This is a genomic window from Dichotomicrobium thermohalophilum, from assembly GCF_003550175.1.
GTDB lineage: Bacteria > Pseudomonadota > Alphaproteobacteria > Rhizobiales > Rhodomicrobiaceae > Dichotomicrobium > Dichotomicrobium thermohalophilum.
In genome coordinates this window covers 1,326,460-1,349,955 of record NZ_QXDF01000001.1, presented here as the reverse complement: position 1 = coordinate 1,349,955, position 23,496 = coordinate 1,326,460, and the positions used below count along the sequence as shown (strand labels likewise).

General features: G+C 65.4%; 29 protein-coding genes. 23 read left to right on the top strand and 6 right to left on the bottom strand.

Going from position 1 to position 23,496, the window contains the following annotated elements; translation table 11 throughout:
* Positions 1 to 11: 11 nt before the first annotated feature.
* From hypB to BXY53_RS06180, 3 genes are read right to left on the bottom strand one after another with little or no spacing between them, the layout of a single operon-like run.
* Positions 12 to 797 carry a hydrogenase nickel incorporation protein HypB gene (gene hypB, locus BXY53_RS06190; protein ID WP_119060984.1) on the bottom strand — a complete coding sequence of 262 codons (786 nt, stop codon included), beginning with the start codon at positions 795 to 797 and terminating at the stop codon, positions 12 to 14.
* A gap of 10 nt (positions 798 to 807) precedes the next feature.
* Positions 808 to 1,170 (bottom strand): hydrogenase maturation nickel metallochaperone HypA/HybF, encoded by a 363-nt coding sequence (locus BXY53_RS06185; protein ID WP_119060983.1) that lies wholly within the window; start codon positions 1,168 to 1,170, stop codon positions 808 to 810.
* A complete protein-coding gene (locus BXY53_RS06180) occupies positions 1,163 to 1,402 on the bottom strand; it encodes a HypC/HybG/HupF family hydrogenase formation chaperone (protein ID WP_119060982.1) in 240 nt (79 codons plus the stop codon). The genes BXY53_RS06185 and BXY53_RS06180 overlap by 8 nt, the downstream gene beginning before the upstream one ends.
* Positions 1,403 to 1,548: 146 nt before the next feature.
* Between BXY53_RS06180 and BXY53_RS06175 the strand changes: the two genes are divergently transcribed.
* From BXY53_RS06175 to BXY53_RS06145, 7 genes are read left to right on the top strand one after another with little or no spacing between them, the layout of a single operon-like run.
* Complete coding sequence (locus BXY53_RS06175; RefSeq protein ID WP_119060981.1) at positions 1,549 to 2,034, top strand: hydrogenase maturation protease; 486 nt, start codon at positions 1,549 to 1,551, stop codon at positions 2,032 to 2,034.
* On the top strand, positions 2,031 to 2,459 hold the full coding sequence (locus BXY53_RS06170) for a hydrogenase expression/formation C-terminal domain-containing protein (protein WP_119060980.1): 429 nt from the start codon (positions 2,031 to 2,033) through the stop codon (positions 2,457 to 2,459). The genes BXY53_RS06175 and BXY53_RS06170 overlap by 4 nt, the downstream gene beginning before the upstream one ends.
* Positions 2,456 to 3,532, top strand: a complete 1,077-nt coding sequence (locus BXY53_RS06165) for a hydrogenase small subunit (protein ID WP_119060979.1) — start codon at positions 2,456 to 2,458, stop codon at positions 3,530 to 3,532. The genes BXY53_RS06170 and BXY53_RS06165 overlap by 4 nt, the downstream gene beginning before the upstream one ends.
* 2 nt (positions 3,533 to 3,534) lie before the next feature.
* Entirely contained in the window at positions 3,535 to 4,197 is a 663-nt protein-coding gene (locus tag BXY53_RS06160; RefSeq protein WP_119060978.1) for a nitrate reductase, read from the top strand.
* Positions 4,197 to 5,519, top strand: a complete 1,323-nt coding sequence (locus BXY53_RS06155; RefSeq protein WP_119060977.1) for a (Fe-S)-binding protein — start codon at positions 4,197 to 4,199, stop codon at positions 5,517 to 5,519. The genes BXY53_RS06160 and BXY53_RS06155 overlap by 1 nt, the downstream gene beginning before the upstream one ends.
* Positions 5,520 to 5,532: 13 nt before the next feature.
* The gene (locus tag BXY53_RS06150; protein WP_119060976.1) at positions 5,533 to 7,275 is read left to right on the top strand and encodes a nickel-dependent hydrogenase large subunit; all 1,743 of its coding nucleotides are present in this window, start codon (positions 5,533 to 5,535) and stop codon (positions 7,273 to 7,275) included.
* A gap of 33 nt (positions 7,276 to 7,308) precedes the next feature.
* The gene (locus tag BXY53_RS06145) at positions 7,309 to 7,686 is read left to right on the top strand and encodes a rhodanese-like domain-containing protein (RefSeq protein ID WP_119060975.1); all 378 of its coding nucleotides are present in this window, start codon (positions 7,309 to 7,311) and stop codon (positions 7,684 to 7,686) included.
* Positions 7,687 to 7,707: 21 nt separating this feature from the next.
* On the opposite strand, the gene BXY53_RS14005 is transcribed toward BXY53_RS06145, so the two are convergent.
* Complete coding sequence (locus tag BXY53_RS14005) at positions 7,708 to 8,421, bottom strand: Crp/Fnr family transcriptional regulator (protein ID WP_170144355.1); 714 nt, start codon at positions 8,419 to 8,421, stop codon at positions 7,708 to 7,710.
* Positions 8,422 to 8,598: 177 nt separating this feature from the next.
* Here BXY53_RS14005 and BXY53_RS06135 point away from each other — a divergent pair, with 177 nt between their 5' ends.
* From BXY53_RS06135 to BXY53_RS06075, 13 genes are all read left to right on the top strand, one after another.
* Positions 8,599 to 9,192 carry a HupE/UreJ family protein gene (locus tag BXY53_RS06135; RefSeq protein ID WP_119060974.1) on the top strand — a complete coding sequence of 198 codons (594 nt, stop codon included), beginning with the start codon at positions 8,599 to 8,601 and terminating at the stop codon, positions 9,190 to 9,192.
* A 27-nt stretch (positions 9,193 to 9,219) separates the two neighbouring features.
* Complete coding sequence (locus BXY53_RS06130) at positions 9,220 to 9,654, top strand: DsrE family protein (protein ID WP_119060973.1); 435 nt, start codon at positions 9,220 to 9,222, stop codon at positions 9,652 to 9,654.
* A gap of 72 nt (positions 9,655 to 9,726) precedes the next feature.
* Positions 9,727 to 10,080, top strand: coding sequence for a hypothetical protein (locus tag BXY53_RS06125; protein ID WP_119060972.1), 354 nt, complete (start codon positions 9,727 to 9,729; stop codon positions 10,078 to 10,080).
* Positions 10,064 to 10,789: a hypothetical protein gene (locus tag BXY53_RS06120; protein WP_119060971.1), complete on the top strand. Its 726-nt coding sequence runs from the start codon at positions 10,064 to 10,066 to the stop codon at positions 10,787 to 10,789. The genes BXY53_RS06125 and BXY53_RS06120 overlap by 17 nt, the downstream gene beginning before the upstream one ends.
* Complete coding sequence (locus BXY53_RS06115; RefSeq protein WP_119060970.1) at positions 10,786 to 12,624, top strand: V-type ATP synthase subunit I; 1,839 nt, start codon at positions 10,786 to 10,788, stop codon at positions 12,622 to 12,624. Before BXY53_RS06120 ends, BXY53_RS06115 begins: the two co-directional genes overlap by 4 nt.
* Before the next feature lie 11 nt (positions 12,625 to 12,635).
* Positions 12,636 to 12,977: an ATP synthase subunit C gene (locus BXY53_RS06110; protein WP_210209157.1), complete on the top strand. Its 342-nt coding sequence runs from the start codon at positions 12,636 to 12,638 to the stop codon at positions 12,975 to 12,977.
* Between the two features lies 1 nt (position 12,978).
* Positions 12,979 to 13,272: a V-type ATP synthase subunit F gene (locus BXY53_RS06105; protein ID WP_119060968.1), complete on the top strand. Its 294-nt coding sequence runs from the start codon at positions 12,979 to 12,981 to the stop codon at positions 13,270 to 13,272.
* Positions 13,272 to 13,943, top strand: a complete 672-nt coding sequence (locus tag BXY53_RS06100; protein WP_119060967.1) for a hypothetical protein — start codon at positions 13,272 to 13,274, stop codon at positions 13,941 to 13,943. The genes BXY53_RS06105 and BXY53_RS06100 overlap by 1 nt, the downstream gene beginning before the upstream one ends.
* Entirely contained in the window at positions 13,936 to 15,663 is a 1,728-nt protein-coding gene (locus BXY53_RS06095; protein ID WP_119060966.1) for a V-type ATP synthase subunit A, read from the top strand. Before BXY53_RS06100 ends, BXY53_RS06095 begins: the two co-directional genes overlap by 8 nt.
* Entirely contained in the window at positions 15,660 to 17,177 is a 1,518-nt protein-coding gene (locus BXY53_RS06090) for a V-type ATP synthase subunit B (RefSeq protein WP_119060965.1), read from the top strand. The genes BXY53_RS06095 and BXY53_RS06090 overlap by 4 nt, the downstream gene beginning before the upstream one ends.
* Positions 17,167 to 17,769, top strand: a complete 603-nt coding sequence (locus tag BXY53_RS06085) for a V-type ATP synthase subunit D (protein WP_119060964.1) — start codon at positions 17,167 to 17,169, stop codon at positions 17,767 to 17,769. The genes BXY53_RS06090 and BXY53_RS06085 overlap by 11 nt, the downstream gene beginning before the upstream one ends.
* Before the next feature lie 389 nt (positions 17,770 to 18,158).
* The gene (locus BXY53_RS06080; RefSeq protein WP_119060963.1) at positions 18,159 to 18,434 is read left to right on the top strand and encodes a hypothetical protein; all 276 of its coding nucleotides are present in this window, start codon (positions 18,159 to 18,161) and stop codon (positions 18,432 to 18,434) included.
* Between the two features lie 63 nt (positions 18,435 to 18,497).
* The gene (locus tag BXY53_RS06075; protein ID WP_119060962.1) at positions 18,498 to 18,719 is read left to right on the top strand and encodes a V-type ATP synthase subunit D; all 222 of its coding nucleotides are present in this window, start codon (positions 18,498 to 18,500) and stop codon (positions 18,717 to 18,719) included.
* Positions 18,720 to 18,745: 26 nt separating this feature from the next.
* On the opposite strand, the gene BXY53_RS06070 is transcribed toward BXY53_RS06075, so the two are convergent.
* Positions 18,746 to 19,765, bottom strand: coding sequence for an aldo/keto reductase (locus BXY53_RS06070; protein ID WP_119060961.1), 1,020 nt, complete (start codon positions 19,763 to 19,765; stop codon positions 18,746 to 18,748).
* Between the two features lie 122 nt (positions 19,766 to 19,887).
* Between BXY53_RS06070 and BXY53_RS06065 the strand changes: the two genes are divergently transcribed.
* Both BXY53_RS06065 and BXY53_RS14000 read left to right on the top strand, forming a co-directional pair.
* On the top strand, positions 19,888 to 20,958 hold the full coding sequence (locus BXY53_RS06065; RefSeq protein ID WP_119061797.1) for a tartrate dehydrogenase: 1,071 nt from the start codon (positions 19,888 to 19,890) through the stop codon (positions 20,956 to 20,958).
* A 134-nt stretch (positions 20,959 to 21,092) separates the two neighbouring features.
* The gene (locus BXY53_RS14000) at positions 21,093 to 21,455 is read left to right on the top strand and encodes a hypothetical protein (protein ID WP_147361514.1); all 363 of its coding nucleotides are present in this window, start codon (positions 21,093 to 21,095) and stop codon (positions 21,453 to 21,455) included.
* Positions 21,456 to 21,506: 51 nt separating this feature from the next.
* On the opposite strand, the gene BXY53_RS06060 is transcribed toward BXY53_RS14000, so the two are convergent.
* Complete coding sequence (locus BXY53_RS06060) at positions 21,507 to 22,124, bottom strand: DUF938 domain-containing protein (RefSeq protein ID WP_119060960.1); 618 nt, start codon at positions 22,122 to 22,124, stop codon at positions 21,507 to 21,509.
* 110 nt (positions 22,125 to 22,234) lie between these two features.
* Between BXY53_RS06060 and BXY53_RS06055 the strand changes: the two genes are divergently transcribed.
* Positions 22,235 to 23,494 (top strand): Coenzyme F420 hydrogenase/dehydrogenase, beta subunit C-terminal domain, encoded by a 1,260-nt coding sequence (locus BXY53_RS06055; RefSeq protein WP_119060959.1) that lies wholly within the window; start codon positions 22,235 to 22,237, stop codon positions 23,492 to 23,494.
* The last annotated feature ends 2 nt before the right edge of the window (positions 23,495 to 23,496 follow it).

Genomic DNA, 23,496 nt, shown 5'->3' with positions numbered 1-23,496 from the left:
GGGGGGCTCCGTTATTCGGCGGCGTGCATCAGGGCGCCATCCGGCTGCATGACCGGGTTCAGCGGCGCGCCCTGCTTCAGGTCGGCGACGCGGGCGTCCAGCCAGTTCAACCACGGCGCGAGACTGTCCGCATCGCGGCTGGAGACGGTCAGGCACGGCGCGGCATTCGCCAGATTGCGCAAGGCGGCTTCCGCGCGCTCTGGCTGGAAGTCGTCAAGCACGGCCAGCAGATCGCCCTTCGTCAACAGCATCAGGTCCGTCGAGCGGAACATGACCGGGTATTTCGCCGGCTTGTCATCGCCCTCTGTCGTGGAGAGCAGCGTGACGTTCAGGTGATGGCCCAGATCAAAGCTCGCCGGGCAGACGAGGTTGCCGACATTCTCGATGAACAGGATGTCGAGATCGCCAAGGGTCAGGTCGTGCAGAGCGCGATGCACCATGTGCGCATCAAGATGGCAGGCCGTGCCGGTCGAAATCTGCACCGCTGGCACGCCCTTGGCGCGAATGCGCTCGGCATCGTTCTCGGTCTCCAGATCGCCCTCGATCACACCGATGCGGTAGCGCCCGGCCAGCGCATCGATGGTTGCTTCCAGTAATGCCGTCTTGCCCGCGCCGGGCGAGGACATGAGGTTGATGCACAACACACCCGCGCGGTCCAGATGCTCGCGGTTATGCGCGGCAGCGTGGTTGTTCTTGGACAGCAGGTTTGAGAGCACCGAAACCGTTTCGGTCGCTTCCTCCTTCGGCAGGCGTTCAAGACTGTCAGGCGTAGTGGAGCAACCGCAGGTTCCGCACATCAAAACCTCCCTAATTTGCCGAGGCGGGCGCCCGGCTCAGTTCGACGCTTTTCAGCAGCAGTTCGTCGCCGGAGACGACACGCACGCGCCAGTCACCGCAGGCGCTGCAAATCAGCTTGTTCGGCGCTGCGGGCCCCTGAGCCCCGCAGCCCGTGCACTGCACGCGGATATCGCCCGTTTCGACAACCAGTTCCGCCTCCGAGGCCACAGAGCCCGCGCGCGCGATCGGAAATGCGTTCTGTAGCAGGTCGATCTCGACCCCGGACAATGGCCCGATCAGGACGGTCACGCTGGTGACTTCCGAGGCACCGTTCAGCGCCGCCACCCGCTCGACCTCGCCGATCAATCCCTGACACACGGCCAGTTCATGCACGCGGGGCGTCCTCCTGTTCAAGGATCTGGTCGTAAAGTTCCCAGGTGGAGCGCGCCTCGGCCTCGGTCATCTTCTGCAAGGCGTAGCCGACATGCACCATCACCATGTCGCCGGGCGCGACCGTCTCATGCTGCATCATGAACAGACTCACCGTGCGCTCGACGCCCTTCGCCTCACACGTCGCGTTCAGGCCGTCGACCTCGACCACGCGCATCGGGATCGCCAGACACATGCTCCGACCCTTTTCTCCGGTGCAAAATCGATTGCTGACCTTACTGCATAAGCTGTCAACTTTCCTTGACTTTTATCAAGGAAGGCTGTGCGCGGCCGTGCTATTCAAGAGCTTAACTTTTCGGCAAGCGGTATCCCGGAAACGCGATGGATGAGAGGCGTGACATCCTGATCCTCGGGCTCGGCAACCGGCTCATGAGCGATGATGCCGCCGGGCCGCTGGTGATTGACCGGCTAGCCGAGAGTGGCGTTGCGGGCGCGCGGTTGTGCGACGGCGGGACGATCGGCATGGCGCTTCTGCCCGATATCGAAGCCTCCCGTGCGTTAATCGCCGTGGATGCCGCGCATTTCGATTCCGTGCCCGGCACGGTTCGTGTGTTCGAGGGCGCGGAGATGGACCGTCAACTCGGCACCAAGAAATTCAGCGCCCATGATGTCGCGCTGTCAGACCTGATCGGCGCGGCGGCGATGCGCGGCACCTGCCCGGCGCGGCGGGCCCTCGTCGGCGTGCAGCCTGTTCAGGCAACGCTCGGAACGGAACCGACACCGGCGGTCGCCGCGGCGATCGGGGAAATGGCGGCGCGTGTTCTCGAACTCGCAGCGCGCTGGCGCGTGGAGGTCGAAGCGGCATGAGCCACAAGATCTTCGAAGCACCGCCATCCGACCCCAAGGGTCTCACCACCGGCCTTGCCGACGCCGTGATTCCAGAGATCGCCTCGCTGCTCGACGACCTCATTGAAAACGGCAACGAAGGCGCGATCGACTTGCGCAGTCTGCCCATGACGGATGCCGACCGCGACGCCCTGCGCGAAAAACTCGGGACTGGCGAAGTGCGGGCGACGCTTGAGGTTGCCGGCACATCGACAATCGAGGAAACCGCGATCCGAGGCGTCTGGTGGATCCGGCACGAGGCGGGCGACGGCCAGATCGCCAACGAGCAGATCGCCATTACCCTGCTTCCCGACATCCTGCGCACCCACCCGGACGACCTGCCGCAAGGCCGCGCGCGGCTGGAAGAATTGCTGAATCCCAGCGAACCGGAGGAGACCGACTTATGAGGCAAGCCGAGACGCTTGGCGAGCAGCTGGCACGGAAGGGCATCTCCCGGCGCGCCTTCCTGAAATATTCGGCCTATCTGGCCTCGATCATGGCGCTGCCGCCCACTGCCAGCAAGGTGCTCGCCGAAGGACTGGCGCAGGCGCGGCGTCAGGCGGTCATCTGGCTGTCCTTCCAGGAATGCACCGGCTGCACGGAGTCGTTGACCCGCGCGCAGGGGCTCACGCTCGAAGACCTGATCTTCGATTTCATCTCGCTGGACTATCACCACACGCTGCAGGCCGTCTCCGGCGAGGCCGCCGAGGATGCACGGCGCCGCTCAATGGAGGAGAACAAGGGCAAGTACATCGTTATCGTCGACGGCTCGATCCCGACGAAGGATGGCGGCGTCTATTCAACCATCGCGGGTCACACCAACGTCGACATGCTCGCCGAGACGATCGAGGACGCCTTCGCGGTCGTCGCGGTGGGAACCTGCGCGGCGTTCGGCGGCCTGCCCTACGCCAAGCCGAACCCGACCGGCGCTGTCCCCGTTTCCAAGCTCGTCGGCGACAAACCGCTCATCAACATCCCCGGCTGCCCCCCGGTGCCCGAGGCCATGACCGGGACGCTTTCGCACATCCTGTCATTCGGCGAACTGCCCGCGCTCGACCACATGAACCGACCGCTCGCGTTCTTCGGCGAGACAATCCATGACCGCTGCTATCGCCGGCCGTTCTACGAAGAAGGCAAGTTTGCCAAGAGCTTCGACGACGAAGGCGCGCGCAAGGGCTGGTGCCTCTATGAACTCGGGTGCAAGGGGCCGATCGCCTACAACGCCTGCGCCACGGTCAAGTGGAACGGCGGCATATCCTTCCCGATCCAGTCGGGGCACGGCTGCTTCGCTTGCGCCTCCCCGAACTTCTGGGACCAGGGCGGCTTCTACAAACCGCTGTCGGCGAGCATCGCACCGGCCGGCACGGCGGCGGGCATAGCGGCGGCCGCTGGCGCAGCCGTCGGTGCCGGCACGGCCTGGATGGCGCGCCGGCGCAGCAAGGCAATCGCCGAGGAACACGCCGGCAACGAGGAGGGATGAGCATGACGGGCTTGTTGGAATTCGCGCGCGGGCCGGCGCTCCAGATCGCAGTCGCGATCTTCGTGTTCGGTACCATCTGGCGGCTGGTGGCGCTGTTCCTGCTGCCAAAGAAGCTGACACCGTCGCGCAAGCGCGAGGGAGCGTCCAGCCGCCCGATGGGCGCGGCGCGCGGCATTCTCTCGCGCTTCGTCCCGCACAAGGCCTTTGCGCGACAGAGCCTGTTCTCGGTGGTCAATGGCTACGTGTTCCACCTCGGCCTGGCGATCGTGGTGTTCGGCTATGCGCCACACATCCTGTACATCGAGGGGCTCCTGGGCGTTTCCTGGCCCGCGCTGCCCTCTCCGCTGATCTACGTCGTCGGGGCGATCACGCTGGCTTCGCTGGTGGCCGCGCTCATCCGTCGGCTCGCCAATCCGGTTCAGCGACTCATCTCCAGTGCTGACGATTACTTCAGCTGGGCGGTGACGACGGCCCCTCTGGTGACCGGCATGATGGCCGCGGGTAATGTCGGCGGCTCATACGAGACCATCCTGGCCATTCATCTGTTGAGCTTCGCGGTGCTGCTAATCTGGCTGCCGTTCGGCAAGCTCATGCACACATTCCTGTTCTTCATTTCGCGCGGTGCCACTGGCGCGCGCCTAGCTTGGCGGGGAGCGAAAGTCTGATGACGGCGGACCACTACAAGAAAGACACGACACCCGAACCGGCCCGGTTCGACAAACAGGGTGACATGCCCGACGAGGAGCGTGTGCGCAACGCCATGCGCGCCTTTGTCAGCGACTTCGGCATGTCCGTCGCCAGCCACATGTCGGCCTGCGTGCGCTGCGGGCTGTGCGCCGAGGCCTGCCATTTCTACGTTACGACCGGCGACCCGAAATACACGCCCATCCACAAGCTGAAACCGTTTCAGCAAGCCTATGACCGGGAGATGAGCGCCTTTGCGCCGATCTACCGGATGTTCGGCCTCGTCAAGGAGGTCGACATCGAAGAACTGCAGGACTGGGAAGAGCTCATCTATGACAGCTGCACGCTGTGCGGGCGCTGCACGCTGATCTGCCCGATGGGCATCGACATTGCCGAGTTGGTGAAGGAAGCGCGCCACGGCATGTATGAGGCGGGCCTGCTGCCCGACCGTCTCGCGCACATCACCCGAAATGCGGAGACCCGGCACAGCCCGTTCGGCACGAAAGAGGACTTCATCAGCACGATCAAGGAGATCGAGGAGAAGTTCAACATCTCGATCCCGGTCGACAAGGAAAAGGCCGACATCCTCGTCACCACCGCGCCGGGCGAGTTGGAATCGCATCAGAAGTCGCTGGCGGATACGGTCAAGATCCTCGACTCCATTGGTGCGGACTGGACCTTTTCCTCGGATGCGTTCGAGGCAACCAACTTCGGTTTCCTGTCGGGCAATATGCGCCTGCAGAAGGACCTGACGATGCGCATCATCGACAAGGCGGTCGAGATCGGGGCAAGCACGCTGCTGCTGCCCGAGTGCGGCCACGCCTATGGCGCCGCGCGTTGGGAGGCCGGCGACTGGTATGGCAAGCCGGCGCCGGTCAATGTCCTGCACATGGTCGAGTTTCTCGATCAGCTCATCGCGGAGGGACGCATCAAGGTCAAGAAGGTCGGCGAGACGGCGACGTTCCATGACCCATGCCAGATCATCCGCCGCGGCGGGCTGGAGGAAGCGCCGCGTCGCATCCTCGCCGCGCTCGGCTATGAGCTGCGCGAGATGGAGGATCACGGTTCCTACTCCTATTGCTGCGGGGGCGGCGGCGGCGTTCTGGCCAATGAACGTGCGGCGCCGCTGCGCGAGCGCGTCTTCGACCTCAAGCGTCGGCAGGTCGAGGCCACCGGCGCGGAGCATTTCATAACGAGCTGCGGGCAATGCCGCATGACATTCGAGCGCGGCGCGAAAGCGGTGAACTGGGACAAGAAGCCGGAAAGCCTGATGGAGCTTGTCGCGGACAACATGGTGTCCTGAGGAGGTGTGACTTATGGCAGAGCGCGTCGTCGTCGATCCGATCACCCGCATCGAGGGGCACCTGCGCATCGAGGCGGAGACCGACAACGCGGGCGCCATCACCCAGGCCTACAGCTCGGGCACGATGGTCCGCGGAATCGAGATCATCCTGAAAGGCCGTGACCCGCGCGAGGCGTGGGCCTTCGCCCAGCGCATCTGCGGGGTGTGCACGCTAGTGCACGGTATTGCCTCGGTCCGCGCGGTGGAGGATGCGCTGGACTATACGATCCCGGCCAACGCGCAGCTCATCCGCAACCTGATGATCGCGGCGCAGCACGTGCATGACCATGTGATGCACTTCTACCACCTGCACGCGCTCGATTGGGTGGACGTCGTCTCCGCGCTCAAGGCCGACCCGAAGGCAACCTCCGAGCTACAGCAGTCGCTCTCCAGCCACCCGAATTCCAGCCCGGGCTACTTCCGTCAGGTCCAGAAGAAGGTGCAGGAGTTCGTCGAGAGCGGGCAGCTCGGCATCTTCGCCAACGGCTTCTGGGGCCACCCGGAATACAAGCTGCCGCCCGAAGCCAACCTGATGGCGCTGGCGCACTATCTGGAGGCGCTGGACTGGCAGCGCGACGTCGTGCGGCTGCACGCGATCTTCGGCGGCAAGAACCCGCACCCGAACTTCCTCGTCGGCGGCGCGCCCAGCCCTGTCAGCGCCGGCCCCGGCACGGACGGGACAGCCTCCACTGGCGTCAACATCGTCACACTGGAGGAAGTGCGCCGCATCATCCGATCTATGCAAGCCTTCATCGAGCAGGTCTACCTGCCCGACACGATCGCGATCGCCAGCTTCTACAAGGACTGGTTCCGCCGCGGCGAAGGCGTCGGCAATTTCCTGACCGTTGGCGACTTCCCCGAGCAAGGCATGGATGACCCGGAAAGCTGGTTCATTCCCGCAGGCGCGATCCTTAACCGCGACCTGAGCACGATCGAGCCGGTCGACCTCAACGACCAGGAGCAGGTGCAGGAGTTCGTCGCGCGCGCCTGGTACGACTACGAGGGCGGCAAAGATGTCGGTCTGCACCCGTATGACGGCGAGACAAACCTGAGCTACACCGGCCCGCAGCCGCCCTACAAGCAACTCAATGTCGAGGAGAGCTACTCCTGGCTGAAGTCGCCGCGCTGGCGCGGCAAACCGATGGAGGTCGGCCCGCTGGCCCGCCTCGCCATGCTCTACGCCACGGGCCACGAAGCAACGAAGAACCTGGCGGACAGCGCGCTGCAGCAGCTCGACCTCCCGCTGGAGGCGATCTTCTCGACAATGGGCCGCACGGCGGCGCGCACGATCGAATCGAAGGTGTTCGCCGACCAGATGGAAATCTGGCTCGACAACCTGATCGCCAACATCAAGGGCGGCGACAACCAGGTGCACAATACTGCGAAATGGGACCCCTCCACCTGGCCCTCCGTCGCGCGCGGTGTCGGCTTCATGGAAGCGCCGCGCGGCGCGCTTGGGCATTGGATCGTCATTAAGGACGGGGTGATCGACAATTATCAGGCGGTTGTTCCGAGCACCTGGAACGCCGGCCCGCGAGACGCGGAGGGGGGCATCGGCCCTTATGAGGCCGCGCTCATGGATGCCCACACGCTCCACGATCCCGAACAGCCGCTCGAAATCCAGCGAACTGTTCACAGCTTTGACCCATGCATTGCCTGCGCAGTCCATGTGACTGACCCAGACGGCGAGGAACGAGCACAGATTCGCGTGCGTTAATGCGACAGGTCCAAGGATCAGAAGAGGGGAACAATGGGTACGACGGAAGACCTGAACGGCGTAACTCTGGACGTCTTTACGCCCCAGGAAGTCAAGGAGATGTTCGATCGCAACGAGATCGTGGTGATCGACGTCCGCACGCCGAACGAGTATGCGTTCGAGCATATCCAGGGCGCAATGCTGTTTCCGATGTCGAGCTTCGACCCTGCCAAGCTCCCTTCGCAGGAAGGCAAGCGCGTCGTCTTCCATTGCGGCTCGGGCATGCGCTCGCACAAGACGGCGGAGAAGGCGGCCGCGGCCGGCCTGTCTCGGGTTGCTCACATGGAGGGCGGCTTCGGCGCCTGGAAGAACGCTGGCCTGCCCTATCTGGCGATCGATCCGGCCACCGGGTCGCTCGTGGAAAAACCGTGATCGGAGCCCCGCAGGTGCCGACTAGCCGTCCGTTTCGGCGATCTCCGCAAGGCGGGAGTTATCCGTAATGACGAGTTGCGTCCGGTGCGGTGTGGCAATGGCGCCGTGTTCGCGCAGCTTGGTGAAAGCGCGGCTAACGGTTTCGAGGCTGTGGCCAAGGTAATGGGCAATGTCTTCCCGGCTCATGGGCAGCTGAATGTGCGTGCCGTCGGAGACCGGCTCGCCGATACGCCCGCCGATATGGAGCAGGAAGCGGGCGAGCTTGGCCTCGACCGATCCGCCCATCACGATGTCGAGATGCGTCTGACACTGCAGAAACTCATTCGACGCTGCAGTGATCATGCGCCATTCGAGCCCGTGATTTTCCCGGTTCATCTCGCGGATATGCCGGCGCTCGAAGCGGCACAGCACGACCTCGTCGATAGCTTCGACCGAGAACGGATAGCGATCCGCGATGCAGGCCCCCACAAGATCGCCGCGAAACAGGAACCCCGCGATAATGCGGTGCCCGCGGCCGTTGATACGTGTCAGGCGCAGCGCACCGCCGACGACAATGAAAAGCGCCTGCGCCAGTTCGCCCTCCTCGATCAGAACCTCGCTCTTGTGGGCCGTCACCATGCGGGCACCAAGCAGAATGCGCTCGCGCTCCTCGTCAGCCAGCGCCGACCAAAGCGGCGTGTTTTGAAGTCGATCAGCAAGCGTCGAAAAATCACCGTTGGGGACTCGCGGGGTCACGCCGTTCACTCTCCCTGCTTCGGTACGAGGATGTTCCGACCACGCAAGTCCCGGGGTCGGCCAATGCGAGGCGGTAACCGGCAACTGCCGGGAATCACGGTTGAGAAAGATCAGCACTCGCCTCGCACACGCCTTTGGGAAACTAATGGAAATCCCTGCAAAGTGAAAGGATGAGCGATGCTCCTTCGTAGCCTTTTCCTGACTCTGGCGCTGTGTCTGATCGCGGTTCCGGCTGCCGCGCATACGGGGCACGGCGAAGTCTCCGGTTTCACCTACGGGCTGATGCACCCGATCGGCGGGCTGGATCATGTGCTGGCGATGGTCGCCGTCGGGCTGCTGGCCTATCTGATCGGCGGCGCGGCGCTATGGGGCCTGCCGCTGGCTTTCATCGCCGCGATGGCCGCGGGCGGCGCATTGGCGCTCTATGGCTTCGCCCTACCCTACGTCGAGGCCGGAATTGCGCTGTCGGTCGTCGTGATCGGCGCGATGGTGACGCTGGGCAAGAGCACGCCCGGCCTGCTGGCCGCCGCGCTCACCGCCGTCTTCGCGATCTTCCACGGCCATGCGCACGGCGCGGAAATGCCGGCGACAGCGTCAGGTTTGAGTTACGGGATCGGCTTTATGCTGGCGACCGCGCTGCTTCACGGCGGCGGCATCCTGGCGGGCTTCGCGCTCGGCGCGGCAGGTCGCCAGGCGGGGCTAAATCTCGCGCGCGGAATTGGCGGCGTGATGGCGCTGAGCGGCGTCGCCATCCTCGGCGGCGTGATCTGAACAAAACACACGGAAGGGACCAGACACATGAAAAAGCTGCTCGCAACGCTGATCGTGGCATTCGCCACCGCCTTCGCCGGCCAGGCGTTGGCGCAGGACAAGAAACTCGTCACCATCGTCGGCACGCCGGAGCCGCAGACCCAGCTCATGAGCATGGTGCTCAGCATGCAGGCGCTGCAGCAGGGCGCATCGGTCTACATCCTGCTGTGCGGCCCCGGCGGCGATCTCGCGCTGAAGGACGCGCCGGAGAGCGCGACCGCTCCGCAAAAACCCAAGGGCATGAGCCCGCAGGGCCTGATGAAGAAGATTATCGCCGAAGGCGGCACGGTGGAGGTCTGCGCGATCTACCTGCCGAACAAGGGCGTGGCTCAAGATGCTCTGATTGACGGCGTGGGCACGGCAAAGCCGCCAGAGATGGCCGCACGTCTGCTTGACGATAACGCGCGCATCATGTCGTTCTAACCTCCACCACGCTGGTCCGCCTCCTCCGGGGGCGGCCAGCTGTCTGCCCTTGGATTTCGTGCGGAGCGTTGCATGGCCGAAGCCTCCGAAAACAGGGAAAAGGACCGCGTCTCCGAGGCGATGGATCAGGTGTTGGAGGCGGAGCGGCGCGCCCAAGAGGAAATCGAGGAGGCGCGCGAGGAGGCCAAGCGCATCGTCCAGGAGGCCCGGACGCAGGCCCAGCAGATCGAAAACCGCGCCGACGAGCGCATTACTCGCGCGCACCGTGACTACAGGGCCGACACCGAGGCCGCCGTCGACGCCATCCTTGCAGAGAAGGGCGGGAACAGCGACCTCATCGAACATCCCGAAGAGGAGCTGATCGACACGGCCGTCGCGCGGTTGGCGACCCGCCTGAGCGGAGGGGCGAATGACGGCGCTGCATAGCTTCGCCTACGCCCAGGCGCGGGCGCAGGCCCGCTACGGCGACCGGCTGGAGGATTCGGATTGGCAGCGCCTCGGTGCGGTGCGCTCGGTAAACCAGTACCTTGAGACGGCCCGCGCGACCAGCCTCGGCCCCTGGGTCGCGCCGCTTTCGCAGGACATGGACCACCACCAGAAGGAGCGCGTGCTGCGCGCGGTCTGGCGCGACACAGTGGATGAGGTGAGCGGCTGGATGCCGACGGATTGGCAAGAGGCAGCGCGCCTCTGGACCGAGCTGCCGGACCTGCCGAGCGTCGTGCATGTGCAGCGCGGCTGGTTCGCGCCGGAATGGGCCGAGCGCGACGATCATCTGGCCGAAGCCCTGCCCGAAGCCGCCGGCGAGAGCGAACAGAACGCCGGCGCCGCGTGGCTGACCCGCTGGCGCTCCGCGTGGGCCAATCCATCGCGCGCGCAGGCCGAAGCCCTTGAGGCGATCGCCACCGCCCTCTTCCCGGGTTTCGATGCGACCGGCGTGCCGGTTCCGGCCGCCGCCTACCGCGCCGGCGAGGCAGCCATCGACGCCGAATTGACCCGGCTCTTCCGCCGCCATGCGCAGACGCCTGTGGCCATCTTTGCTTATCTGGCCTTCACCTGGCGGGACTTCGAACGGTTCCGCGGCGGCCTGATCCGCCGCCAGCTCTTTCACGACGGGCGGGAAAGGAGCGCCGCATGACGCTGCGCCCGGTGCCGGCCCATTGGTTCGAACTGGTAACGACACGCGAGGAACTCGCCTCGGTTCTCGACGCGCTGGCACGCACGGGTGCTGTGCAGCTCGAAACCTTCAGCCGAAGCGCCGAGGCGCTTTTCCCCGAGGGCGTCCGTGACGAGCTGAGCGCCTACAACGATCTCGCCAAGGATTACCGGACTTATTGGCCCGAGCCAGAGCAGATGGCGCCTGCGCGGATGCCCGAGCCGGACAAGGTTGTCGCCGAGGGCGTGAAAACGCTCAAGGCCTGGGCCGAGGAGGCCGACCCGACGATCGCGGACCTCGAAGAGTTGAACAACCGCAAGCGGGAGCTTAAGCGCCTCCACGGCCTGCTCGCGGGGGCCGAGGAGCCGCTGCCCGACCTTTCCCGGCTCGGGACAACCGGCCCGGAACTTTCCGCGCGGGTCTATCTGCTGCCGGCGAACATGCAGGCGCTCAGCGTGCCCGAACGCGTCCTGCACAAGCGCATCGAGACGGAAAGCGGCGAATACCTGCTCGCGATGGGGCGCGATGCGGATATGCGCTCGTTGGACGACCAGCTACGCGCGCAAAAGGCGCGGCCGGTGCCGATCCCGGATGACCTGCCCTCAAGCGTGTCCGAGGCGGCCGAAGCCATCAAGGACCGGCTGGCGCAGCTCGACAAGCAGATCAACGAGACGCAGCACAAGCTCGACTCGCTGAGCACGGAATATGACCTCGCCAGCGTCATCGGCCGGATCGAACTGATTTCCTGGATGGTCTCGCACGCCGAGGAAGTCTCGGCCTCTGCCGACCTCGCCTGGGTCACCGGCTGGACAACGGCCGAAGACCGCGCCAGCTTCTGCGAGCCGCTCACCGAAAAGGGGCTGCGCTGCCTCGTGGACTTCCCGGAGCCGCCCAGCAAGGCGGAGGCACCGACGCTCTTGCGCAACCCGCCCTGGGCGCGCGCTTTCGAGACGATCACCCAGCTTCTGGGCAGCCCCGGGCGCGACGAAGCCGACCCCAGCATCCTGCTGGCGATCTTCGCGCCGGTCATGTTCGGCTACATGTTCGGCGATGTCGGGCACGGTGCTGTCCTGCTCATTGCAGGTCTGATCCTGCGGCGCAAGATGCCGGTCTTCACGCTGCTGGTGCCCGGCGGCATCATGGCGATGGTCTTCGGCGTCCTTTATGGCGACGTGTTCACGCGCAAGGACATCATCGAACCGCTGTGGCTCCACCCGCTGGAGGCGCCCATCGAGATCCTCATAGGCGCGATCGTGATCGGCGTGGTGGTCCTGGTGACCGGCCTGTTCCTGAATGCCGCACAGGCGCACTGGCGTGGCGCGGCGCGGACCTGGTGGCTGCGGGAGTGCGGGCTGCTGGTGGCCTACGGGGCGCTACTGGTCGCGATCTTCTGGCAGCCGGCGCTGTGGGTGGCGCTGTTCGGCGTCATCTGGTTCGTGCTGGGCGAGGCGATTCTGGAGCCTTCCGCGCCGATCTCGGCGACCCTTCGCGGCATGGGCAGCCTGCTCGAATCCGGCCTGCAGCTGATCGTCAACACGGTTTCCTTCGCCCGCGTCGGCGCGTTCGCGCTGGCCCATGCCGGGCTTTCGGTCGCTGTCGCCCAGGTGGCCGCGGCCGCGGGCGGTATCGGCTTCTGGATCGTGCTGTTCATCGGCAACGTCATCATCATTCTGCTGGAAGGCTTGATCGTGAGCATACAGACGACCCGTCTGCTTCTGTTTGAGTTCTTTGTACGTTTCCTGAAGGGTGAAGGCCGCATGTTCACGCCGCTGACGCCGCCACAGACGAACACCAACACCGACGGGGGGACGAGATGATTTCAAAAGGCATGAAAATCGTGCAGGGGGTCGCGGTCGCGGCCATTGCGATCGGCGGTGTCAGCCTGCTCGTGCTGCTCGCGCATTCCGGGGCGGCGGGCGCACAGGAGGCTGCGGCGCAGACTGTCGATCCGGTCATTCTGAAATGGGCCTTTATCGGCGCGGCTGCCGCGGCCGGCCTTTCCGCGCTCGGGGCGGGCTATGCCGTGGCCGTGGTGGGCAGCGCAGCTGTCGGCGCGCTCGCTGAGAAACCCGAACTGCTCGGACGGGTTCTCATCCTCGTGGGCCTGGCCGAAGGTATCGCCATCTACGGACTGATCGTCGCCATTCTTATCCTCAACCAGGCGGGCTGACATGGCGGGCATCGTCGTCATAGGGGACGAGGTGACCTGCACAGGATTCCGGCTCGCGGGCGTGGATACCGCGTCGCCGGCGCCTGAAGACGCTGCTACGGCCTTCGCCAAGGCGCGCGAAGAGGCCGATGTCGTCGTGGTCACGGCGGAATACGCGCAGCATCTGCCAGAGGCCACCCTGGAGTCCGCGCTTGCCGCGAAGCACCCAACCGTGACCGTCATTCCCGACATCCGCGAGCGGGAGCGGCCGGAAAATCTGCCGGCAAAAATCCGCGCAACGCTGGGCATCGAATAATGAGCCAAGCCGACGCAAATCTGGCCGAGACACAGGCGCAGGCGCTCATCGACGCCATCGACTCGCGCAAGCAGGACGAATGTGAGCGGATCCTGAACGAAGCGCGCAAAGAAGCCCGCGGCATTACCCAGCAGGCCTATCGCAGCGCGCGCCAGCGGTTCCATGAGGCGGCCGAGGAATTGCGGCGTGATCGCGCCAAACGGATGGATCAGGCCAAGGCCCAGCGCGATACCGAGCAGCGCCAGCGTCATCAAGCCGCGCTCTCGAACATTGTCGAAACGGCCTGGCCGAAGCTGACGGACGCGCTCAAGGCGCGCTGGCAAAGCGCCGAGGATCGCGAGACATGGGCAAAGGGCGCGCTCGACAGTGCGGCGTTCCGGCTGCAGCGCAAGGGCTGGCGCGTGGTCTATCCGGCGGACAGCGACTCCGACTTCGGCGACAAGCTGAAAAGCTGGCTGGGCGAAAAAAACGTTGACGACGCCGCAACCGAAGCCTCCGAAGAGATCGATGCGGGCCTGCGCGTCGAGGCGGACGGTGCGGTGCTTGACGCGACCCCGAAGGCGCTCCTTGCGCAGACCGGGCGGGTGCAGGCCGCGCTGATCGCCGAGATCGAGCAGCTCGCGGCCACGCAGGAAAGCGAGAACACCGACGAGGAGGCGTCGCATGGCTGAGGCGCGCATCCGCTGGATCGGCGGGCCGGTGCTGCACGCGGTCAGCGAGGGCGCGTTCCAGCTCGGTGAGGCGATTGAGGTCGGTGAAGCCGGGCTTCCCGGCGAGGTGATCCGCCTGCGCGGGCGCGAATTCGTGGCGCAGGTCTATGAAGACACGACCGGCCTGAAACCGGGCGATCCGGTTCACGGGACCGGCCAGCCGCTGTCCGTACCGCTCGGGCCCGGCCTGCTCGGAAACATCTACGACGGCCTGCTCCGCCCGCTCTCCGAGGAACGCTTTGTGGAGGGCGACGACACGGAGAGCCGCTTCCAGCCGCAGGTCAGCGAGGGCGATAAGGTCAAACCCGGGCAAATTTACGCTCAGGTGACGATGCACGGGCTGGAGGAACCCTGCCTGGTGCCACCCCACGTTTCCGGCACGGTCGAGGAGATCGCGGAGGAAGGCAAGATCGATCGCGAGCAGGTGCTCATGGTCGTGCGCGACGACGATGATGCGTGCCACGAGGTCCACCTGCACAATCGCTGGCCCGTGCGCAGGCCGCGCCCGGTTCGCGACCGCCTCCCCGGCGACCGCCCGCTCATCACCGGCCAGCGCATTCTCGACACGCTGTTCCCGATTGCGCGCGGCAGCCGCGCCGCCATCCCCGGCGGGTTCGGAACCGGCAAGACTGTGCTGCAGGAAACGCTCGCCAAGCACGCGCACGCGGACGTCATCATCTATGTCGGCTGCGGCGAGCGCGGCAACGAGATGGCCGAGGTGCTCAACGAGTTCCCTGACCTGACCGACCCGAGCACGGGCCGTCCGCTCATGGAGCGCACGGTCATCATCGCCAACACCTCGAATATGCCGGTGGCGGCGCGCGAGGCGAGCATCTACGCGGGCGTGACGGTCGGCGAATATTTCCGCGACCAGGGCAAGCATGTCGCGCTGATGGCGGATTCGACGAGCCGCTGGGCCGAGGCGCTGCGCGAAGTTTCCGGTCGGCTGGGCGAGCTACCGGCGGAGGCGGGCTATCCCGCCTATCTGAGCTCGCGGCTGGCCGATTTCTACGAGCGCGCGGCGCGCGTGACGACGCTGACCGGCGAGGAAGGCTCGCTCACCATCATCGGCGCGGTCAGCCCGCCCGCGGGCGACTTCTCCGAACCGGTGACGAGCCACACCAAGCGTTACATTCGCTGCTTCTGGGGGCTGGACAAGGAGCGCGCGGAGGCGCGGTTCTATCCGGCCATCCATCCGTTGCAGTCCTATTCCGAAGACGCGGAGAAATTCACCGGCTGGTGGACGGAAAAGGGCAATTCCGACTGGTACCGCCAGCGCGAGCGCCTGCTCACGCTATTGGAGCGCGAAGCCCATCTCCAGCGCATGGCGCGCATCGTCGGCAAGGACGCCCTGCCCGCCGACCAGCAGTTGACTCTCACCTGCGCCCAGCTCGTCAATGAGGCGCTCTTGAGCCAGTCTGCCTTTTCAAAAACTGATCGCTACTGCTCGCCCGAGCGGCAGATCGAGATGCTGCGCCTCGTCATTCGCTTCATCGACCTCGCCTTCGAGGCGCTGGAGCGCGGCGCGGATCCGGACGACATCGCCGGGCTGTCGGTCTACCGGCGGCTGCAGCGCATGGGCGAGGAGATCGGGGAGGATGAAATCGAGCGCTTTGATGACCTCCGGAGCGAGCTTGACGATCAGCTCGGCGGGCTGAAAGCGCGGGAGACACAGGAATGAGTATCTGGGCGGACTTGATGGTGCGCGGCCGGGCCAAGGCGGTCGAAGGTCCGCTGCTGTTCCTGGAGCGGAATGTCGAGGCCGGGCTGCACGAGGCGGTCGAGGTGCTGCTTGAGGATGAGGAGCCGCGCGTCGGGCAGGTCACCGCGCTCGATGACGACGAGATGGTCATCGAGGTGCTGGAAACCACGACCGGCATGGCGCTTGAGGACGTCAGCGTCCGCTTCCGGGGACAGCCGTTGCAGTTCGGCGTCGGGCCGGGCTTGTTGGGCCGCATCTTCAACGGACGCGGCGAGCCGATCGACGGCGGGATGCCGGTGGCGGCGTCCAGCTTCCGGCGCATCAGCGGCGAGCCGTTGAACCCGGCGAAGCGCGCGCTGCCGCAGGACTTCATCGAAACGGGCGTTTCGGCCATCGACCTGCTCAACAGCCTGATCCGCGGGCAGAAGCTGCCGATCTTCTCCTCGGGCGGACTGCCGCATGACCGGCTGGCGATCGAGATCGCGCAGAACGCGCGCCTGCGGGGGGAACAGGCCGAGGAATTCGCGATCGTCTTCGTCGGCATCGGCATCTCGCACGACACCGCCGAGGCCTTCCGCCGGGCGATGGAGGATTCCGGCGCGCTGGGGCACACCGCGCTGTTCCTGAACCTCGCCAGCGAGCCCAGCCCGCAGCGCCTGCTGGCCCCGCGCTTCGCGCTCACGGCGGCGGAGTACCTCGCCTACGAGGAAGGGCGGCACGTGCTCGTCATCATGACGGACATGACCAACTATTGCGAGGCGCTGCGCGAGGTCTCCGCCAGCCACGGCGAAATCCCCAGCCGCAAGGGCTACCCGGGCTACATGTATTCGGACCTGGCGAGCTTGTATGAGCGCGCGGGTTGGGTGCGCGGCGGCAAGGGCACGCTGACGCAACTGCCGATCCTGACGATGCCGGCCGACGACATCAGCCATCCGATCCCGGACCTGACCGGCTACATCACCGAAGGCCAGATCGTGCTCGACCGCGAACTGGACCACAAGGGCATCTATCCGCCGATCAACGTTCAGCCGAGCCTGTCACGCCTGTTCGATCAGGGCACCGGCGAGGGCTACACGCACCCGGACCACCCCGCGCTCGCCAACCAGCTATTCGCCTCCTACGCCAAGGCGGCGCGGGTGCGCGTGCTGGCCAGCGTCGTCGGGCAGGAGGGGCTGACCGGCACGGACCGGAAATATCTGCAATTCGCCGACGCCTTCGAGAACGAGCTTGTCAGCCAGGACGAGCCGCGAACGCTCGAGGACACCATGGCGATCGGCTGGCGTCTGCTGAGCGACCTGCCCGTCAGTGAGATGACCCGGCTGAGCGACGAACAGATCGAGAAATATCTGAGCGAGGAGGCGCAAGAGGAAGGCGCGGAAGCTGAGGAACCCGAAGAAGCGGAAAGCGCGGAGGCCGAAGAGAACGAGGAAACGGGCGAGCAGGACGACGAGACCGAGGAGACGGGCGAAGCGGAGGCCGCCGATGGTCGATGACGTTCCGACCAAGAGTGCCGCGCTCGCGCTCGCCGATGAGCGCGACATGATGCGCCAGGGCTACGAGTTCCTTGACGAAAAGCGGATGCTGCTCGCGTCCGAAATCCTGGACCAGCTTCGCATCTACGAGAAGCGGGAAAAGCGCTTTCTGGAGAGTCTGCGCGAAGCGCGATATGCCCTCGCCGACGCGGTGGAGCGCCACGGCATCGACAACCTGCAGGTCTATCCGCCCCGCACGATCGAGCCGGACGCCCCAAAGCGCAAGGAAAGCACCTTTCTCGGCGTGCCTATGGTGGCGCACGACTTCGCACCTGAACCGGGCGAGCACGCCTTTCCGCCCATTGATCCGTCCCGGGAGGCGGATGAGTGCATGAAGGCTTTCGCCGCGCTGCTCTCCCCCTTGGCCGAACTGGCGGCGACGTCAAGCAACCTGCACCGCTTGGCCGCCGAATATCGCCGCACCGAGAAGCGCGCGCGGGCGCTGGAGAACGTTCTGCTGCCCGAGGTGGGCGAGCGGCTCAAGCGCATCAACGAGCATCTGGAAACCTTCGAACAGGAAGAGGCGATCCGCGCGCGCCTCGCCGCCAAATAGGCCGAGCCAGCGGGGACGAAACGCGCCTATTCAGCCGCCCACGGCGGCCGCAGGGCATTGCGCCGGCATGGCTGCCGACGTTGCCGAGCCTGATCGTCGAAGTTGTGCCGGCAATCGCCTTTCTTCTCGCAAGCGTCTTCTGGCGCAGCGGGCGCAACGAGGATCAGCTGCGGCCAAAACCGCAGCGGAAGAGCCCACACTCGGGACCACGGCGAGTCCCGTCCGGGTCATCGGCCATCAGCCGCAACAGGCGATCGGCCAAGATCCTGAGCAGCGCGCTTTGCTGGGGCTACAAACCTCGCAGGCGTCACCCTGTAAGACTCACCCCGTCGGCCCTCGCGGCTGGCGGGGTTCTCGTTTCTCCGGTGCCATGAGCAAAGGAGGCAAAGTTGAACCGAATTCTCAAGCTGATCCGGGATTATCCGTGGCGCGGTGTATGGCTGCTGCTCCGCGAATATCCGGTCCGGTCCGCGGTGATAGCGGTTATCTACGTGCTAACTCTGGAAGCAATCGCGGCCAATGCCGATGGCTACCTAGAGGCAGCAGGGAAGATCATCGGAGCGCTTATCTTCTTCGCGATGTTCGTTAGTTTACCCGCTAAAGAGCAGGAAGAATTCGAGCAGGAAATGCGCGAGGAGTACGGCCACGATAACGACGAGGACTAGAATTGCGCCCCGCTGGCCTTAGGGCTGGCGGGGGCCTTTTTAGACCAATTCCAAGATGCGTGCATGCACGCCTTCGCCGCGCTGCTCGCGCCGCTCGCGGAATTGGCGGCGACCTCCTCGAACCTGCACCGGCTGGCCGAGGAATACCGGCGCACCGAAAAGCGCGCCCGCGCGCTGGAGAATGTGCTGCTGCCCGAGGTGGGCGAGCGGCTCAAGCGCATCAACGAACATCTGGAAACCTTCGAGCAGGAAGAGGCGATCCGCGCGCGCCTCGCCGCCAAATAGGCCGAGCCAGCGGGGACGAAACGCGCCTATTCAGCCGCCCACGGCGGGCGCAGCGCGTTGCGGCGGCGTTGCGTCATCGTCGACTCGGATATGTGCGGATAGCGCAGCGGCGGCGCGGAAACCTTCGTCAAATCGCGCAAGACATGCGAGGAGACCGACAGATCAACAGCCTCCAGGCTCTTCCGAAACTGCTCCACCGTGCGCGCGCCGACGATCGCCGAGGACACGTCCGGCTGCTCCAGCACCCAGCGCAGCGCCAGCGCCCCCGGCGCGCATCCGACCTCTTTCGACAGGCGCAGCAGAGTCTTCAGCGTATCGTCCGCGTTCGGCGCGAACATGTGGTCCATGAACACCCAGTTTTCCTCAGAGCGTGTTCCCGGGGCGGTTCGTTCGCCCGGCTTATATTTGCCAGTGAGGAAGCCGCCGGCCAGCGGCCCCCAGGCCACGACGCCAACGCCCTTGAGCCGGCACACCGGCAGGATCTCCGCTTCGATATCGCGCACGACGAGATTGTATTGCGGCTGATAGGCGGTGAACCGCTCCAGCCCCTTGGTATCGCTGATCCACATCGACTCCAGCAGCCGCCACGCCTCGAAATTGCTGCAGGCGATATAGCGGACCTTGCCGTCGCGCACGAGGTCGTCCAGCGCGCGCAGCGTCTCGTCGAGCGGAGTCTCGTCGTCGGTGTGGTGGAGGTAGTAGACGTCGATGTAGTCGGTCTGCAGGCGGCGCAGGCTTTCTTCGACAGCGCGCAGGATGTTGAGCCGCGACAGGCCGGAATCATTCGGCGCAGGGCCGGTCGGGTTGAAGACCTTGGTGCCGATCACCGCCTCATGCCGCCGGCCCTTGAGCAGGTCGCCAAGAATCTCTTCCGAACGGCCCTTGGCATACGTGTTGGAGCTATCGAAGAAGTTCACTCCGGCATCGAAGGCGGCATCCATGATCGCGGCCGCCTCGCGTTCGTCGGTGCTGTGACCAAAGGTCATGGTGCCCAGGCAGATTTCCGAGACCTTCAGACCGCTGCGGCCGAGATTGCGGTACTGCATGAAAACTCCTCGTCGCTTATCGTGGGCGTGTATCGACGCCGGCGCGCGCCATCGCGTATGTGTATATCATTTGGGCGCCGGCCGGCCAGCGGCGCATGACAACCATGATGAGGGGCGTGCCGATGCGGACACACAAGATCGCGGCGATACCGGGCGACGGCATCGGGACCGAGGTGATCGCCGCCGGGCTGGAGGTTCTGAAGACGGCTGCGGCGCGAGACGGCGGCTTTACCCTGGATGTCGAGACGTTCCCGTGGGGCACTGATTATTATCTCGAGCACGGGCGGATGATGCCCGAGGACGCGCTTGAGACGCTCAAGCCCTTCGACGCGATCTATTTCGGCTCGGCGGGCGACCCGCGCGTGCCGGATCACGTCTCGCTCTGGGGCCTGCGCCTGGCGATCTGCCAGCCCTTCGACCAGTACGCGAATGTGCGCCCCGCCCGGCTGCTTCCCGGCATCGAGGGGCCGCTGCGCGGCGTCACCGACCTTGACTGGGTGATCGTGCGCGAGAACACGGAAGGCGAATATGCGGGCGCGGGCGGGCGCGTGCATCAGGGGCACCCTGAAGAGGTCGGCATGGATGTGGCGGTGTTCACGCGCGCGGGGGTGGAGCGGGTGCAGCGCTTCGCCTTTGAACTGGCCCGCACGCGGCCTGCGAAGCACCTGACGCTCGTGACGAAATCGAATGCGCAGCGCCACGGGATGGTCATGTGGGACGAGGTCTTTGCGGCCATCAAGGGCGATTACCCGGACGTCGAGACCGACAAGGTGCTGGTCGACGCCATGACCACGCGCATGGTGCTGAAGCCTGAGACGCTGGACGTGATCGTCGCGACCAACCTGCATGCCGACATCCTCAGCGACCTCGCCGCCGCGCTGTCAGGCAGCCTTGGCATCGCGCCGACGGCGAACCTCAACCCGGAAGCGCGCTACCCCTCCATGTTCGAGCCGATCCACGGCTCGGCTTTCGACATCATGGGACAAGGCATCGCGAACCCGGTCGGCGCGTTCTGGTCAGCGGTGATGATGCTTGAAAACCTGGGCGAGGCGCGCGCGGCGGCGAACCTCATGCAGGCGATCGAGCGTTATACCGGCGCGGGCGAAGACATGCCGCGCGATCTCGGCGGGCAGGCGACAACCAAGCAGGTGACGCAGGCCGTGATCGCCCGGCTGGAGGGACGAAACGACTAGGCGCGCGACTACTACCCACATGGCATACACAACTCATTGCACCATCTGTGGAGAAAAAGAGAAGCTCCTGTTCTCGAATCATCAAATTGCTGTATAGACGCTGACATTTTTGAACTCGGTTAGGTGAGGTAAAGATGACCAAGCTATGGGATAAGTTGCTTATGTCGCTAGGCGTGGTCGGCGGCGGTGCTGTGATCGTTCTTGGATTAGGTTACGCTGTAACAATCATAGCCGCATTCATCACCGGTCTGGACGTTTGGATAGGAGCGCCTGTGTGGCTACAATACGTTCTTGCCTTTCTAGCAATTCCACTATTTCAGCTCGCCGCGATTCCAATGCTCATCATTGCGTTTGTCGGCGCAATGGAAGGTTGGGGATGGGAATGGTGGCAAGCTGGTCTGCTGTGCTTCCCGGGCATTCCCCTAATGATTGCGGCACTGTTTGGTACAGCGATCTTTTCTGGTGCTGAGGCATTAACAAGAAGAAACCGGTCTTAACGTTGTTGGTCTGCAATGCATAGGGCCGCTCGGTTTTGTCGACTCTGCACTCTACGCTCCGCCGGGTGACTTCGAGAATAAGAGCATCAGGTTGTTGGCCGGCATTTCGATGACTTCCGCCAGGTCGAGACCTTCGGCCCGCGCAGCGGCAGCCACGTCATCGACATCGCGCAGCCCCCAGCTTGGGTCCCGATGGCGCAGACTCGCGTCGAACTGCACGTTGCTCTGCGACAGGTAATCGCCGCCGCGCGAAAACGGCCCGTAGATGAACAGCCGCCCATTCGGCGCAAGCAACCGCTCCGCCCCGGCCAGCAGCCCAAGCGCCGCCGCCCATGGCGAGATGTGCAGCAGGTTGATCGCGACGATCACATCCAGCCCGGCGTCCACCGTCTCGGGCCAGGCCGGATCGGTCACGTCGAGATCAAGCGGCGCGTGCAGGTTCTCCAGCCCGGCTTCTGCCACATGCGCGGCAATGCTGGCCCGCGCCGTCGGGTCGGGGTCGCTCGGTGTCCAGTCGATCCCCGGAAAGGCCGACGCGAACGCGGCGATATGCTGGCCGGTCCCGCTGGCGGCCTCTAACGCGCGCCCCGATGCCGGCAGGCGCGGCCGCAGCGCCGCAAGGATCGGCTCGGTATTGCGCGCCGCGCTCGGCGAGAACTGCTTTTCCATGACACCCCTCCTGCCCCTTTTTCGACGCCAGTGCGCGCCGCGTGTCAAGATCGGGATGGATCGAGTGTCCAGAAATGTTTACACTGCGGGCGTGAGCCGCCGGAGGGATCATGGGCCACGAAACCACGCACCTCACCCGCCGAACCGGCGGCGTGCTCGATGAGCCGGGGATTTTCGCGCCGGTGGTCGCGCCGTCCGCGCCGCGCTCGTTCTGCACCGATTGCGGCGTGTCGCGCACCGATCAGCCAAAACGCTGCGCCAGCGCCTGCCAGTTCATCCGCCCCGACTACGAAGGGCTGGAGACGAAGGTGCATGGCCGCGCCCGCGACCCGGAACGCGCTGATGAACTCCACTTCGGCCCCTACCGGTCCATGCTGCGCGCCCGCCTGACCCAGCCGAGCGATGGCGCGCAGTGGACCGGCATCGCCACGCGCATCGGCGAGCGGCTGCTGGCGGGCGGGCATGTCGACGCCGTGCTGACCGTCGCGCCCGACCCGGAGGACCGCTGGCGGCCCGTGCCGGTCATCGTCACCAAGCCGGAAGCGATGGCGCACTGCCGCGGAATGCGCATGGGCTATGCGCCGCTCTTGGCGCTGCTGGAGCCGGCGCGCGCGGCCGGTTACCGCCGTCTCGCGGTTATCGGCATCCCGTGCCAGGTCTACGCCCTGCGCGCGCTGGAGGAAGAACTCGGGCTGGAGCGGCTTTACGTTGTCGGCACGCCCTGCTCCGACAACACGACGACGGAGAACTTCCACGCCTTCCTCGCCCGGCTGGACGACGCGCCCGAGACGATCAACTATCTCGAATTCCGGCCCGATTACCGCGTCGAGATCCGCCACGATGACGGGCGCAAGCGCACGATCCCGTTCCTGAACCTGCCGATCAGCGATCTGCCGCGCGACTTCTTCCCGCTGACCTGCCGCACCTGCGTGGACTATACCAATGTGCTGTCGGACGTTACGGTCGGCTATATGGGCGGCGAGGGGCAGCAATGGCTGCTGGTGCGCAATGCGCGCGGGCAAGGGCTGGTGGACCTGCTCGGCGACGAGCTTCAGACCGAAGCGCCCGGCGACAAGGGCAAGCGGAAGCCGGCGGTGGCGGGCTTCATCGCCAATACGGAGCGCGCGGCGGGCGGGCTGCCGGTGCGGCGGATGCCGAACTGGGTGCGCCCGATCGTGTCGTGGCTACAGCCGCGCATCGGCCCGCGCGGCGTGGAGTTTGCGCGGGCGCGGGTGGAGATGAAGGCGGCGGAGACGGTGCTGCATCTGCGCCATGCCGCGCCAAGGCGGCTGAAGCATATGGTGCCGGCGCATGTCTGGAAGCTCGTCGCGCGCTATGGGATCGAGAAGGACGGTCCCGCCGACAAATAAGC